Source organism: Shinella zoogloeoides, assembly GCF_030733845.1.
Lineage (GTDB): Bacteria > Pseudomonadota > Alphaproteobacteria > Rhizobiales > Rhizobiaceae > Shinella > Shinella zoogloeoides_C.
The window spans coordinates 2,374,561-2,388,648 of sequence record NZ_CP132311.1 but is presented as its reverse complement, the minus strand read 5'-3'; the positions used below and the strand labels follow the sequence as shown (position 1 = coordinate 2,388,648).

The following is a 14,088-nucleotide window of genomic DNA, read 5'->3' as shown; positions in this document are numbered from 1 at the left end:
CTTCGGATCCGGCCCTTGCCGGTCAATGACGCGAACAAACTAGAAGACTGCGGCTGAACGGAGGCTGAACGAAAAAACCCGGCATCTCTGCCGGGCTCCAACTTGAAAATCCTGGAAAATCCGGATTAGCCGGAGATCTGCAGGTTGACCGCCTTCGGGCCTTTGCCGCGGCGATCGGGTTCCGTGTCGAAGCTTACCTTCTGGTTTTCGGAAAGGCCGTTCAGGCCGGAAGCCTGTACAGCGGAAATGTGTACGAAGATATCCGCACCACCGTTGTCGGGCTTGATGAAGCCAAAGCCCTTCTCGGTGTTGAAGAATTTTACGGTGCCAGTCTCGGCCATGCGTCAGGTCCTTTTCTCTCTGCCCGTATATTTGGCGGCGGGCAGCACATCAGTTTTGCCCCGAAGGGCGTTAGGCAGGCAGTTCTCGAGTTTGAGGAAAGGGTCCTGTTTTCACCGCAGCCAGCCAAACATAGGTCCCAAGGACCATTCAGATGTCGGCTGCCCGGAATTGTTTCGCGTCTCCGGCGCGCTTTTATTCAAGGTCTTCCCATGTTCGCAAATTGCCCGAACGGCGCAAGATTGATGCGTTTGCTTCAAATTGGCAAGCAAAAGTTTTGGCGCGAGTTGGAAGCGCCTCACTTTGGTCAAATTCCGGGCGATTGCCGAAAAAACCCGCAGCTTTTACGGGCTTCGCGCCGTTCCGGCACGATCTATATTGCACTGCCAAAGAAACGCCGAAACCTTGGCCCGGTCATACTTCGACCGGCAGGCCCGGGCGCCGGGTGCGCAAGAGTTCGGGCACCAGTTCCACCGCAAGCATGGCGGCGAAGAGAATGGCGCAGCCCGCATAGCCGGCGGGGGTGATCGTCTCGCCCAGCAGCAGCACGCCGAAGAGGGCGGCGAACAGCGCCTCGCTGGACAGGAAGATCGCCGCCTGCGGCGCGGTCGTATAGCGCTGGGCGACATTCTGGAAGATGAAGGCGATGCCGCTCGAGAAGAGGCCGGCATAGAGGATTTCCGGCAAGGCGCCCTTTATCGCCGCAAGGCTGACGGGCTCGAACAGGATGCCGGCGGCACAGCCGAGCACGCCGCAGACGGCGAACTGCACGAGGGACAGTGCGATCGGCCGGCCGGAGCGGCCGGCGAAGACGCCGACGCAGATCATCTGGGCGGACCAGAGGACGGCGCAGAAGATGGTGAGCAGGTCGCCGATCGTCAGCGCGGCGAGCGTGCCGCCCGACAAGAGGAAAATGCCGACGGAGACCAGGAAGGCGGCGGGCCAGATGATCCAGTGCGGCCGGCGACGCAGCACCAGCACGGTCAGGATCGGCGTGAAGACGACATAGAGGCCGGTGAGGAAGCCGGAATTGGTGACGGTGGTCGTCAGAAGGCCGATCTGCTGGAACACGGCGGCGGCAAAGAGCGCAAGGCCGGTCAGCACGAAGCCGGCCATATTCACCGGGCGCACCGCGCTTGCCGCGCGCGCCTTCTCCCACAGGGCGAAGGGCAGGGCGACGAAGGTCGCCACGACGAAGCGCAGTCCGATGAACCAGATCGGGCCGAGCGTCTCCATGGCCGTCGACTGGGCGATGAAGCCCGCGCCCCAGATGGCGCCGGCCAGCAACAGGAGAAGGTTCGCCTGAACGCGCGTCATGTCTCATACCCTGATGGGAGGAAATGGACGCAGCTGCGCCCGGCGGTCCTGCTAGCAGGTGCGGGGCATCGAGGCAAGGGAGGGCGGGGTGTCAGTCCGTCTCGGTGGAGCGGGAAACGCGCAGCAACGCGCCGTCGGCATCGTCCGTTAGCAGGACGAGCGCTCCGTCGGGCGCCACCACGACATCGCGGATGCGGCCGAACTCGCCGTCGAACAGGCGCTCCTCCGAAACGATCGCGCCGCTCTCGTCCCGCTCCAGGCGGGCGACGAGCTGGTATTTCAGCGCGGCGACGATCAGGTTGCCGTCCCATTCGGGGAACATCGCGCCGCGATAGACGGCAAGAGCGCCCGGCGCGATCGACGGATCCCAATAATAAAGCGGCTGCTCGTAACCCTGGGCCGACGAGCCGAGCTCGAATTCCGCGCCGGAATAATGCCGTCCATAGGAGACGAGCGGCCAGCCGTAGTTGCGGCCGGGCTGCGGGTTGTTGATCTCGTCGCCGCCGCGCGCGCCGTGCTCGGCCGAGATGAGGGTGCCGTCCTTGGGATCGAACGCAAGACCCTGCGGGTTGCGATGCCCTTTCGACCAGATTTCCGCCAGTCCCTCGGATGTGCCGAGGAATGGGTTGTCGGCGGCCGGGCTGCCGTCCGGATTGATGTGCAGGATCGCGCCGGCATGGTCGCGCGGATCCTGCGCGCGCATGTCCTCGCCGCGGTCGCCGATGCCGAAGAACAGGCTGCCATCCTTGGCGATCGCGATGCGCGAGCCGAAATGCTGGCCGCGCGGGGTGAGCCTGCTCATCAGGAAGATGCGGGTCGCGCCTTCGAGTTTCGTGCCGTCGTCGGAAAGCCTCGCCTTGGCGACCGCCGTGCCGGCACCGCCGTCGCCGCGGGCGCTGTAGGTGAAATAGAGCGTGCGGCTGGTGGCAAAATCAGGAGCGAGCGCAAGATCGAGCAGGCCGCCCTGGCCATTCGTGGCGACCTCCGGCACGCCGCTGATGGGGGCGGAAGCCTTGCCGTTTCGCACGAGGCGGAGCGTGCCGCCCTTTTCGGAGACGAGATAGCCGCCATCGGGCAGGATTTCGACGGACCAGGGCTGCTTCAGGCCGGTCGCCAGCGTCTCGACGGTGAGCGCGGCCTTCTTGCTGGGGATTTCGCGGGTTTCGGCGGCGGAAGCGGTGGAGGAGAATGCAAGGGGGAGGAGGAGTACGGTCGCCGCGCCTTTCAGAAGGTCTTTCAAGTCGCCTTTGTCCCGTCGCATCGCCGTCTCCTGCAGTTCGCCGTTAACTGGCCCAGAGCGCGGCGCCTTTCAAGGGCGATGGCGGCGGGCGAAGGTCAATTTTGCGTGGGGTCGAGCTGCGACGTCGTCTTCTCGATGCCGGATGTCTTGATCATGTCGATCCCCGCGGCGGCGGGTGGCGACATCAGGCTGATGACCATGGCCACGCAGGCGGCAAGCGCCGTCATGGCGATGAGAAACATGGCGCGCGACTCGCGGGCCTTCGGTGAGCTGCCGATCTTGTCGTCGTCCAGAAACATTGTCGTCCCCTGTCTTTGCGTTCCCTTTTGTGAGGACGAAAAGGCCTGCCGAAATCGGCGCGACAAGGACCGAATTGCGGCAAGTCCCGACATTTATTGCGGCGAAAAGATGGCATGGTAAAAAAGCTGGATTTTCAGCCTGTTCGTGCGAATAGATCGCCGCTTTGCGCCGTTCTAGACGCCCCGCCTGCCGAACTGGCGGAGCGGCCGGACCACGCGCGTTTCGGCCGGTGCGGCAAAGCTCGCCACGATGGTTTCGGTAGGTGCCGATGCCTGGTCGTCGGCAAGCGTGGGGAAGGTCGCGTTGAAGCTTGTCGGGGCAAGCTCGGGGCGGGCGAGCCCGTAGCCCTGCATCAACGGCCCGCCCATCTCCCGGCAGAGATCGATCATGTCCGGCTCTTCGATGCCGGCGACGATGGCGCGGATGTCCTTGACGGCGAACTGGCCGATGACGACGCGCAGCAGGGCGAGCCCGGCGGAGTTTTCCGCAAAGCTGCGCAGCCATTCTGTATCGAAGGTCACGAATTGCGGCTTCAGGCGTTCCAGCCGCTGGAGGTCGCGATCCTCGCCGGTATATTCGTCGATCGCGATGGAAAAGCCGCTCTCGTGCAGCCGCGCCGCAAAGGCCGCCAGCCCCTCCGGGTCGTCAAGAGGATGCTCGCGGATTTCGCAGGCGATCGCCTCGGGCGGCATGCCCGCCTCGTGCGCGGCCAGCCGCAGCCGTTCGACTTCCTGGCGGATCGCCTGGGGCGTCCGGTAGAGGCCGGCGTGGAAATTGACAATGAGGGCCGTGCCGGGGCGGCCGAGCCCGCCGGTGTTGAGGATGTGCAGGCTCCGGCAGAGGCCATCGACCGCCGCGCGTTCGTCTTCCGGCACGGCCTGGAAGAATTCCGCGGGGGAGCACGGCATGTCGCCCATGCTGGCGCGGATGAGGCCCTTGAAGGCGGCGATCTGCAACTGGCCGTCCGCCCGTTCCGTGAAGATCGGCTGGAGCGCGGATTGCAGCAGATAGGCGCCGTAGACCGCGCTGAAGGCGCCGTCGGCCTGCCGGACGAGATTGGAAAAAATGCTTCTTTCGCTCATGCAGCGCACCATCCGCTGGAACGATGTTGTCGATGCGAGAATAAGCCCCACCCGTTAACGCGGATTTAATCCTTCGCGTAAAACTCTTGGTTGTTTCCTGCTAATTCAACCATTTCGTGTGAAGATTCCGTGACGCCGCCGCGATCCATTCGCGCTGTTGATGGCGTTCATGAAATTTTGCGCGCAGGCCCGCATTTCCCGCTTTTTTCGCCCTTCGCGCTTGCAAGACCGGCCCACATTCGACATAGACCTAACCGCTATGGAGCCCGGCGCTCCGGGTCCATGGCGTCAAGCCGTCTTTGAACCCGATGAGGACATCTCCATCATGGCCTTTCTTGCCGACGCCCTTTCCCGTGTGAAGCCTTCCGCCACCATCGCCGTTTCCCAGAAAGCGCGCGAGCTGAAAGCGAAAGGCCGCGATGTCATCGGGCTCGGTGCCGGCGAGCCGGATTTCGATACGCCGGACAATATCAAGCAGGCGGCGATCGAAGCCATCACCCGCGGCGAGACGAAGTACACGCCGGTCTCCGGCATCCCGGAACTGCGCGAGGCCATCTCCAAGAAGTTCAAGCGCGAGAACAATCTCGACTACACCGCCGCGCAGACCATCGTCGGCACGGGCGGAAAGCAGATTCTTTTCAACGCCTTCATGGCGACGATGAATGCGGGCGATGAAGTCGTTATTCCAACACCTTACTGGGTGTCCTACCCGGAAATGGTGTCGCTGTGCGGCGGCACGCCGGTCTTCGTGGCGACGACCCAGGAAAACAAGTTCAAGCTGAAGGCGGAAGACCTGGAAAAGGCGATCACGCCGAAGACCAAGTGGTTCATCTTCAACTCGCCGTCCAACCCGTCGGGCGCCGCCTACAGCCATGACGAGCTGAAGGCACTGACCGACGTCCTGATGCGCCATCCGCATGTCTGGGTGCTGACGGACGACATGTACGAGCACCTGACCTACGGCGACTTCAAGTTCGCGACACCGGTCGAGGTCGAGCCCGGCCTCTACGACCGCACGCTGACGATGAACGGCGTTTCCAAGGCCTATGCCATGACCGGCTGGCGTATCGGCTATGCGGCCGGCCCGCTCGCCCTCATCAAGGCCATGGACATGATCCAGGGCCAGCAGACGTCGGGCGCTTGCTCGATCGCCCAGTGGGCGGCCGTCGAGGCGCTGAACGGCACACAGGCCTTCATTCCCGAGAACAAGAAGATCTTCGAGGGCCGCCGCGATCTCGTCGTCTCCATGCTGAACCAGGCCAAGGGCATCGAGTGCCCGTCGCCGGAGGGTGCCTTCTACGTCTATCCGTCCTGCAAGGGGCTGATCGGCAAGACCGCGCCGTCGGGCAAGGTCATCGAGACGGACGAGGACTTCGTTTCGGAGCTCCTGGAATCGGAAGGCGTCGCCGTCGTGCACGGCTCGGCCTTCGGCCTCGGCCCGAACTTCCGCATTTCCTACGCGACCTCGGAAGCCCAGCTCGAGGAAGCCTGCAAGCGCATCCAGCGCTTCTGCGCGGCCTGCAAGTAAGCCGCAACCATTTTGCCCTACAAAAGGCCCGTCGGGGACGACGGGCCTTTTTTGCCGCCTGCCGGTGAAATTTCCGCCTTCATTGCCGATATAGAAGGGCAAAGGAAGAATCTCGGAGCAGCATCATGAAAGCCACATCCCTTTCTCTCGCCGCCCTCATGGCGCTTTGCGCGGCAACCTCGGCCCTTGCGGCCGACCGCTATGGAGAAGAACGAGCGCCGCGCGGCAAGATCGTTGCGGGCGAACGCCCGGCCATGATGACGGCCTGGGATTATTTCTTCAACAATCCCGAAAAATACCGCACCACGCGCAACGGCTCGAACGACTATTACCAGGGCGTCGAGCGCCGGTAGAGCATTTCCGTTTTTCTACGTCATAGCCCGATCATGGTCAGCATGATGAAGGTGGCGAAGAGGATGAAATGCGTCATGCCCTCGATGGCGTTGGTCTCGCCGTCGTTGAGATTGATGGCGGCGGCGATAAGCGTGATCGTCACCATCACCGTCTGGGTCGGCGACATGGCCATGATGAAGGGCTGGCCGGTATAGAGCGCGATCGCCTCCATGACGGGCACCGTGAGGATGACCGTCGAGAGCGAGGCGCCCATGGCGATGTTGACGACGGACTGCATGCGGTTGGCGAGCGCCGCGCGCAACGCCGTCAGGATTTCCGGCGCGGCGGAAATCGCGGCGACGACCACGGCCATCAGGGCCGGCGGCGCGCCGGAACCCTTGAGGCCTGCGCCGAGCAGCACCGACATCACCTCCGCCAGCGCGCCGATCAGCACCACGCCGATGATGATGACGACGATGGAGAGCGTGGCAGGCTCGTTCTCGTCGGCCGCCTTGCTCGGCAGTCCTTCCTTCCGCTCGGCGCGCGGATAGGCGTAGCTGAAGAAATAGCTGTGCGCACCAACCTGCATGCGCAGGAAGACGGCATAGAGCGCGATCATCGCGCCGATGGTGAAGGCGGAATAGAGGTGCCAGCTTTCGCGCGGCACGAATTCCGGCACGACCATGGAAATGCCCATCGCCGTCAGGATCATCACGCCGTAGGTCTTTCCCGAATCGTCGTTGTAGGGCTGCTCGCCGTGGCGGATGCCGCCGAGCAGCGCGGCAAGGCCGAGGATGCCGTTGATGTCGAGCATCACGGCGGCATAGATCGTGTCACGCACCAGCGTCGGCGCGGTCTCGCCCTGCATCATGATCGCCAGCACGACGACCTCCACCAGCACGGCCGAGAGCGTCAGGATCATCGTGCCGTAGGGATCGCCGACCTTGGAGGCGAGGATTTCCGCGTGATGGGCGATGCGGGTGGAGACGAGGATGATCGCGACGACAAGCAGGAAGGCTGCCAGCAGCATCGCGGGACGCCCCATCTCCAGCAGGCTGTGTTCCGTCGCATAGGCGAGAACGGCGGCGGCAAGGCCGATGAACAGGAAACGTTCCTTCAGCAGGCTGGAGAGCATGGGCGGGCTTACTCCTTGGCGGATGGTGCTGGAGTAGATGTAGCCGCGCCGCGCAAAAAGGAAACGCCCGCGGCGGAGGAAACCGCGGGCGTCCTGCATCCTCCCTTCGCGGGAGGGTAGCGCCGGGCCGCCGGATTACGCGGCCGCCCGGCACCTGATGTCACGCGACGTTTTCGAGCGCCGGATAGTCGGTGTAACCCTTGGCGCCGCCGCCGTAGAAGGTGTCCTTATCGGGCGGGTTCAGCACGGTGTCGTTCTTCAGGCGCTCGACGAGATCGGGGTTGGCGATGAAGAGCTTGCCGAAGGCGACGAGGTCGGCCTTGCCTTCCTCCACGGCATCGATGGCGAGCTCGCGGTTGTAGCCGTTGTTGACCATCCAGGCCGCCTTGCCGCCGGCCGTATGATAGGCCGCGCGCAGCGCCGCATAGTCGAACGGTGCGTCGCCCTGCTGGTGGTCACGCGGACCGCCGGTGGCGCCCTCGATGATGTGGATGTAGGAGAGGCCGTATCTGGCGAGGCCTTCCACTACATAGGTGAAGAGCGGCTGCGGATCCGGGTCGAAGGCGTCGTTGGCGGGTGTCACCGGCGAGATGCGGATGGCGGTGCGGCCGGCGCCGATTTCCGAGGTGATCGCGTCGACGACCTGGAAGAGCAGGCGGGCGCGGTTCTCGATCGAGCCGCCATATTCGTCCGTGCGTGCGTTGCTGCCGGAGCGCAGGAACTGGTCGATCAGGTAGCCGTTGGCGGCGTGGATCTCGACGCCGTCGAAACCGGCATCGATGGCGGCGCGGGCGGCGCGGCGGTAGTCCTCGATGATGCCCGGGAGCTCGTCCTTGTCCAGCGCGCGCGGCTCGGAGGTCTCGGCGAAGCTTCCCGTGCCGTCGGCATTGATGAGATAGGTCTTCGACTTGGCGCGAATCGCCGAGGGCGCGACGGGCTTGCCGCCGTTCGGCTGCAGCGTGTCGTGCGAGATACGCCCGACATGCCACATCTGCACGACGATCCTGCCGCCGGCCTTGTGCACGCCGTCCGTGACCTGCTTCCAGCCGGCAAGGGCTTCCGGCGTGTAGAGGCCGGGCACATCGGCATAGCCCTGGCCCTGCTGGGTGATGGCGGTCGCTTCGGTGATCAGCAGGCCGGCGCTGGCGCGCTGCTCGTAATAGGCGGCGTTCAGCGTGTTCGGCACGGCGCCCGGCGAACGGTTGCGCGTCAGGGGCGCCATCACGATGCGGTTGGCAAGCTGGATATCGCCGATCTTGATGGGGTCGAAGAGCGAGGTCATGGGAAAGTCCTTCTTCTGGGGCTTGGGACGCACTTTTTCTTTCGCAATTCCGGACGGAAAACCGCGTCACACTTTTCCTGGAATTGCTTGAAGAGCGTTGTTGATGTGGTGGAGAAAGGCCGCGATCTTCTCTTCGTCGCGTTTGAAGAACACCCATTGGCCGACCTTGCGCGTCGTCACGAGGCCGGCGCGCTGAAGGGTGGCGAGATGGGCGGAGACGGTGGATTGCGAGAGGTCGCAACGCTTTTCGATCTGGCCGGCGCAGACGCCGAACTCCAGCGGGTGCTCCTGGCCGGCGAAATGCTGCCGCGGCTCCTTCAGCCAGGCGAGAATCTCCAGCCGCTTCGGGTGCGCGAGGGCCTTGAGGATTTCGTCCGTGTCGAGCGTGGTCATCTGTCTATCGTGATCCGGCGATGAATATATCGGTTATCAACGATATTGGGATCGAGCTTTGCCGATGCAAGGGGTGCCGGCAAAAAAAGAGGGCCACAAGCGAAGCCTGGGCCCTGCAAGGTTGAAGGTTAAAGAACCTCCAGAGGGGAACAGCCAACGCGCGGCACTGGGAGGAGAAAGACCGCAAGTGCGCTGGCTGTTCTAGATATGGGGGAGGGGTGGCGCTTCTTCAAGAGAAAGACGTGCCAAGTTTTCCAGAAACGTTGAAAATTCTGTCTTGGTTAACGAAAGGTAAAAAAAGAGGGCCGCAAGATCAACTTGGGCCCTTTATAGTTTTGAAGGTAATAAAACCTCCAGAGGGGAACAGCTGCTGCGGTGGCACTGGGAGGAAAAAGCCACCAAAATGCATCAGCTGCCCGCGATATGATGGTTTTTTGGGCATACGGCAATCATTTAATGTGCATGCCAGCCATGCATGAGGCGCAGGCCTTCGAAATAGCTTTCCTCAGAAGTTCCAATTGCGCGCCTTGGCTACGATGAAGTCCCTGAAAACCTTGAGTTTGGCGGAGTTCTTCATCTCGCTCGGATAGCAGAAATAGGTATCGAACGAGGGAATGTCCGCGCTGACCGGCAGCTGGATAAGTCCCGGATCGCGGCCGACGATATAGTCCGGCAGCATGGCGATGCCGATGCCGAGCAGGGCGGCGCGCTTGATCGAGGTCTGGCTGTTGATCTGCAGCACGGAGGGGCGGGGATTGTCGGAATCGCGCCCGGCGATCTCCAGCCAGTTCACGTCGAGCAGGTAGCTCGGCGCGGGCTCGCCGAAGGTGATGATCTTGTGGTTGTCGAGGTCGTCGACCGACTGCGGCTCGCCGTAGCGGTTGATATAGGACGGCGCGGCGTAGATGTGCATGTGCACGGTGAAGAGCCGGCGCTGGATCAGGTCGGACTGCTGCGGCTCGCGCAGGCGAATGGCGCAGTCGGCATGGCGCATGTTCACGTCCAGCTCCTCGTTGTCGAGGATGAGCTGGACCTGCATGTCGGGGTAGAGGGCGAGGAATTCCTGCACCTTGTCCGTCAGCCAGCCCTGGCCGAGGCCGACGGTGGTGGTGATGCGCAGCTTGCCGCTCGGCTTCTCGGTGTTTTCCGTGAGCTGAACGCGCACGCTTTCGAGCTTCATCAGCACGTCATGCGCGGTGCGGTAGAGGATTTCGCCCTGCTCGGTGAGGATGAGGCCGCGGGCGTGGCGGTGGAAGAGCTTTATGCCGACGTCCTGCTCCAGCGCGCTCACCTGGCGGCTGATGGCCGACTGAGAAAGGTGCAGCTTGTCTGCGGCGTGCGTGAACGAGCCGGCCTCGGCCGCGGCGTGAAAAATCCGCAGCTTGTCCCAATCGAGTGGCATTTAATCCCCCATATGTCTTTGCGGCGGGGAACGCGTGTTTCCCGCCCGGTCGCTGATTCAACTGTTCCCATAGGGGGATCGGACGCGAATCCGCCCCCCTTTGTTGGCGGCTTCTACTCGGCCGCAATTGCGACAGGCATATGACCTGCAAGGTATTTTTCGGTTTCGAGAGCCGCCATGCAGCCCATGCCGGCGGCCGTGACCGCCTGGCGATAGATGTCATCGGTGACGTCGCCTGCGGCAAAAACGCCCGGCACGTCCGTCGCCGTGGAATCGGGCGCCGTCCACAGATAGCCGTTCGGCTTGAGGCGCAGCTTGTCCTTGAAGAGTTCGACCGCCGGCGCATGGCCGATCGCGACGAAAACGCCGTCCGTGACCATGTCGCGCGTTTCGCCGGTCTTCACGTTGCGCAGCTTCACGCCGTTGACGGAGGCCGGCATCGGGGGCTTGGGGTCGGCGCCGAGATATTCGACGACTTCATGGTCCCAGACGATCTTGACGTTCTCCTTGGCGAACAGGCGCTCCTGGAGGATGCGTTCGGCGCGGAACGAGTCGCGGCGGTGCACGACCGTCACGGTTTTGGCGAGGTTGGAGAGGTAAAGCGCCTCCTCGACGGCCGAGTTGCCGCCGCCGACCACGATGACGTCCTTGTTCCGGTAGAAGAAGCCGTCGCAGGTGGCGCAGGCCGATACGCCGAAGCCCATGAACTTGTGTTCGGTCTCGATGCCGAGCCACTTGGCCTTGGCGCCGGTCGCGATGATGAGGGCATCGGCGGTCCATTCGGTCCCGCTATCGGTGGAGACGCGGAAGGGGCGCACGTCGAGATCGACGTTCGTGACGAGGTCGTTGACAATCTCGGCGCCGACATGGCTCGCCTGCTTGAGCATCTGCTCCATCATCCAGGGACCCTGCACCGGATCGGCATAACCCGGATAGTTTTCCACATCCGTGGTGATCATGAGCTGGCCGCCCTGTTCCATGCCGGCAATCAGCACGGGCTCCAGCATGGCGCGGGCGGTATAGATGGCGGCGGTGTAGCCGGCGGGGCCGGATCCGATGATCAGCACCTTTACATGACGGGCGGACATGTCGTTCCTTCCGGGGTCTTGCGCCCCAATCGGCCCGCCCGCGCGGTCTCGCGCGTAGCCAGGGCCAGCGTGTCGTTGTTCGACCCTCATTTATGAGGGGAGTGTCCGCAGTTTCAAGTGCGCGCGACGCTTTGCCAACAGGCAAGCGAACCCGCGTGACATATTTGTGCCTCTTGCAGTAACAATGTTGCGCTGATGCGGCGATTCGGGTCACTTCCGGTCGCCATTCTGAAAGGTTTCAAAAAGTCCCATGTTTCGCGCCGAACTTGACGCCATCGACATCCGCATCCTGAAAGAGCTTCAGGCCGATGGCCGGATGACCAACGTGGAGCTTGCCGCGCGCGCTGGTATCTCCGCGCCGCCCTGCCTGCGCCGCGTGCGCAAGCTGGAGGAGGCGGGCATCATCGAGGGTTATACGGCGATGCTGAACGCGCCGGCGCTCGGCTACGATCTCGTCGCCTTCTGCATGGTCGGCCTCAAGCACCAGTCGGAGGCGAACCTGAAGGCCTTCGCGGCCGCCACCGGTGAATGGCCGATGGTGCGCCAGGCCTGGATGGTCTCCGGCGACAGCGACTTCCTCCTGCATTGCGTGGCCGAGAACCTCACGCGCTTCCAGGATTTCGTCATCGAGGAACTGACCGCCAATGCGCAGGTCGATACCGTGCGCACCATGCTGACCATCCGCCAGGTCAAGCGGGTAGGGCTTGTGGAGGTGTGACGCGTAGCGCCTTCAGCGAAGCGGCGTTTTCGAGGCCAGCACCATCTTGTGGTTCCTGTTGCGGAAGCGCGCGATGACGGCGAGTTTTCGCGTGCCGAGCAGGGTGCGGCGGATCTCGTAGAAATGGACGTAGCCTCGATCCTTCAGGAAGCCGATCAGATCCGCCCCCTGGGCGGGGTCTTTCGACCGCAGCAGCTCGAACGCGATCAGGGGAGACGATCTGGCCAGAATGTCCTCTGCGCCCCTCAGGGCGCTCAGTTCATGGCCTTCGACATCGGCCTTCATGAAATCGACGGACGACTTCACCTCTTCCGGCAGCATCGCATCGAGCCGGTCGCATGCGAATTCGATGCTTTCGGCATCGGCTGCGGATTCGGCCACGATATGGGCGGCGCCGATATTGCCCGGCACGCTGACCGCCCTGGCCACGAAGGCTTCTGACGAGGCGCCTTTCTGGTGGACGCTGACGTTTTTTGCCAGCCGGCTGTTGAATGCCAGGATCTGGAAGGTGAGCGGATGCGGCTCGAAGGCGTGCACATGTGCGAAGTGGTTGCTGAACGACAGGGCGTGCACGCCGATATTCGCGCCGACATCCAGCACATTGCGCCGGGCGGGGAGGCGAGGGAAGACGCGCTGCTCCAGGTAATCCAGCTCGGCGTTTTCAAAGCGGCCGTAGAGAACCGATTTGATGGATATGTAGTCGAAAACGAGCCCCGCGAAAGATTGCGGCAAGGCCCTGTTTTTTCGCGCCTGCTTCAGGACAAGAGTCAGCAGCAGCTTTTTCAGAAGAGACATTTTCAATCCAGTCCGGGCTTTGCGAGGCCGTCCGCAAGAGGCAGGTAGGCACGGTCGATGCTGGTCGAATTGTCAGGATCAGGCAAGGTCGGCATAGACCGCGTTGACGGCCCTTGCTTCCTTTTCCAGCGCAAAGTTTTCCCGCACCTCGGCAAGGCCCGCCGCGGCGTGGCGCAGGGTCATGTCCGGATCGGCGAGGTAGGGGCGGATCGCCTCGCGCAGCGCCTGGAAATCGCCGGCGGGCACGACTTCGCCCGTCCTGCCGGGCGAGATCATCTCGGCATAGGCGCCGGCGTCGCTCGCGACCACGGCCGTTTCGGACGCCATGGCCTCCAGCGGCGTCAGGCCGAAGCCTTCGTTGCGCGAGGGCGCGACATAGAGCGTAAGCCGGCGATACCAGACCTTTACATCGGGCACTTCGCCCATGAAGACGATGCGGTCGGAGAGGCCGGCGGCGGCGATCTCGGCCTTCAGGCCATCGGCGAAGGCGGCGTGGCTTGCGGTCGCCCGGCCGCAGATGACGGCGGTCCAGTCGGGATGGTGCGGCAGAAGCTCGATCATCGCCCGCACGAAAAGGTCGGTGCCCTTCTGGTGGCGAATGCGGCCGAAGCAGCCGACGAGATGCCGCCCGGGCAGGCCGGTCGCGGCAATGCCGTCGTCGGCCGTCTGCGGCGGGTGGAAGGCTTCGAGATCGACGCCGTGGCGGATGACCCGGAAGGGCACTTCGAGGAAGGAGGCGGAACGATCGCTGGTCGCGATGACGGCATCCATCTTGCGGATGAGGAAGCGCGTGTAAGCGCTGTGGCGGCGCTGCGCGGCCGAGGTGAAGACCAGCTTCAGTGGCATGCGCAAGACGCCGCGCAGGAAGAGGCCGACGCCCATCTCGTTGTTGCGCCGCGCGTGCCAGATGCGGTGGCGGCGCCCTTCGGGCGCGCGCCAGAGGCGAAGGAGCGCGCCGAAGCCGATCTTCGGCAGGCCGGCATCGTCGGGCAGGCCGGGGCCGAGCACGGCGATGCGCGTGCCGAGTTTGGCCTGGAAGGGCACGAGCTGGATGACCGTCGACGTCACGCCGGAAAGCCGGCGCTTGAAGTTCAACGCTATCACGTCGACATGTCTGATGTCGGTCACCGACGGTC

Annotated in this window: 15 protein-coding genes; 3 read left to right on the top strand and 12 right to left on the bottom strand. The window is 63.5% G+C overall.

The annotated features are described in order from the left end of the window. Positions 1-125 precede the first annotated feature (125 nt). The 5 genes from Q9316_RS12800 to Q9316_RS12780 all read right to left on the bottom strand — a co-directional run bounded on the left by Q9316_RS12800 (position 126) and on the right by Q9316_RS12780 (position 4,278). Positions 126-341 carry a cold-shock protein gene (locus Q9316_RS12800; RefSeq protein ID WP_203424100.1) on the bottom strand — a complete coding sequence of 72 codons (216 nt, stop codon included), beginning with the start codon at positions 339-341 and terminating at the stop codon, positions 126-128. A gap of 412 nt (positions 342-753) precedes the next feature. After that, positions 754-1,656, bottom strand: a complete 903-nt coding sequence (locus Q9316_RS12795; protein ID WP_306031993.1) for a DMT family transporter — start codon at positions 1,654-1,656, stop codon at positions 754-756. A 91-nt stretch (positions 1,657-1,747) separates the two neighbouring features. Then, the gene (locus Q9316_RS12790) at positions 1,748-2,917 is read right to left on the bottom strand and encodes a PQQ-dependent sugar dehydrogenase (protein ID WP_306031992.1); all 1,170 of its coding nucleotides are present in this window, start codon (positions 2,915-2,917) and stop codon (positions 1,748-1,750) included. Positions 2,918-2,991: 74 nt separating this feature from the next. Beyond that, positions 2,992-3,195, bottom strand: a complete 204-nt coding sequence (locus tag Q9316_RS12785) for a hypothetical protein (RefSeq protein ID WP_306031991.1) — start codon at positions 3,193-3,195, stop codon at positions 2,992-2,994. Between the two features lie 174 nt (positions 3,196-3,369). Next, positions 3,370-4,278: an EAL domain-containing protein gene (locus tag Q9316_RS12780; protein WP_306031990.1), complete on the bottom strand. Its 909-nt coding sequence runs from the start codon at positions 4,276-4,278 to the stop codon at positions 3,370-3,372. Positions 4,279-4,603: 325 nt separating this feature from the next. Here Q9316_RS12780 and Q9316_RS12775 point away from each other — a divergent pair, with 325 nt between their 5' ends. Next, positions 4,604-5,806: a pyridoxal phosphate-dependent aminotransferase gene (locus tag Q9316_RS12775; RefSeq protein WP_306031989.1), complete on the top strand. Its 1,203-nt coding sequence runs from the start codon at positions 4,604-4,606 to the stop codon at positions 5,804-5,806. A gap of 125 nt (positions 5,807-5,931) precedes the next feature. Continuing rightward, the gene (locus tag Q9316_RS12770) at positions 5,932-6,159 is read left to right on the top strand and encodes a hypothetical protein (RefSeq protein WP_306031988.1); all 228 of its coding nucleotides are present in this window, start codon (positions 5,932-5,934) and stop codon (positions 6,157-6,159) included. A gap of 20 nt (positions 6,160-6,179) precedes the next feature. On the opposite strand, the gene Q9316_RS12765 is transcribed toward Q9316_RS12770, so the two are convergent. The 5 genes from Q9316_RS12765 to trxB all read right to left on the bottom strand — a co-directional run bounded on the left by Q9316_RS12765 (position 6,180) and on the right by trxB (position 11,439). Then, positions 6,180-7,274 carry a calcium:proton antiporter gene (locus Q9316_RS12765; RefSeq protein ID WP_306031987.1) on the bottom strand — a complete coding sequence of 365 codons (1,095 nt, stop codon included), beginning with the start codon at positions 7,272-7,274 and terminating at the stop codon, positions 6,180-6,182. 160 nt (positions 7,275-7,434) lie between these two features. Further along, positions 7,435-8,556, bottom strand: a complete 1,122-nt coding sequence (locus Q9316_RS12760; protein WP_306031986.1) for an alkene reductase — start codon at positions 8,554-8,556, stop codon at positions 7,435-7,437. 66 nt (positions 8,557-8,622) lie between these two features. Beyond that, positions 8,623-8,949 carry an ArsR/SmtB family transcription factor gene (locus Q9316_RS12755; protein WP_306031985.1) on the bottom strand — a complete coding sequence of 109 codons (327 nt, stop codon included), beginning with the start codon at positions 8,947-8,949 and terminating at the stop codon, positions 8,623-8,625. 505 nt (positions 8,950-9,454) lie between these two features. Beyond that, positions 9,455-10,351 carry a LysR family transcriptional regulator VtlR gene (locus Q9316_RS12750; protein ID WP_306031984.1) on the bottom strand — a complete coding sequence of 299 codons (897 nt, stop codon included), beginning with the start codon at positions 10,349-10,351 and terminating at the stop codon, positions 9,455-9,457. Positions 10,352-10,464: 113 nt separating this feature from the next. Then, complete coding sequence (gene trxB, locus Q9316_RS12745) at positions 10,465-11,439, bottom strand: thioredoxin-disulfide reductase (RefSeq protein ID WP_306031983.1); 975 nt, start codon at positions 11,437-11,439, stop codon at positions 10,465-10,467. Between the two features lie 250 nt (positions 11,440-11,689). Between trxB and Q9316_RS12740 the strand changes: the two genes are divergently transcribed. Next, positions 11,690-12,157 carry an Lrp/AsnC family transcriptional regulator gene (locus Q9316_RS12740; RefSeq protein ID WP_306031982.1) on the top strand — a complete coding sequence of 156 codons (468 nt, stop codon included), beginning with the start codon at positions 11,690-11,692 and terminating at the stop codon, positions 12,155-12,157. Between the two features lie 12 nt (positions 12,158-12,169). On the opposite strand, the gene Q9316_RS12735 is transcribed toward Q9316_RS12740, so the two are convergent. Both Q9316_RS12735 and Q9316_RS12730 read right to left on the bottom strand, forming a co-directional pair. Next, complete coding sequence (locus tag Q9316_RS12735) at positions 12,170-12,952, bottom strand: FkbM family methyltransferase (RefSeq protein WP_306031981.1); 783 nt, start codon at positions 12,950-12,952, stop codon at positions 12,170-12,172. Positions 12,953-13,030: 78 nt separating this feature from the next. Further along, positions 13,031-14,080 carry a glycosyltransferase family 4 protein gene (locus Q9316_RS12730; RefSeq protein WP_306031980.1) on the bottom strand — a complete coding sequence of 350 codons (1,050 nt, stop codon included), beginning with the start codon at positions 14,078-14,080 and terminating at the stop codon, positions 13,031-13,033. Between the last annotated feature and the right edge of the window lie 8 nt (positions 14,081-14,088).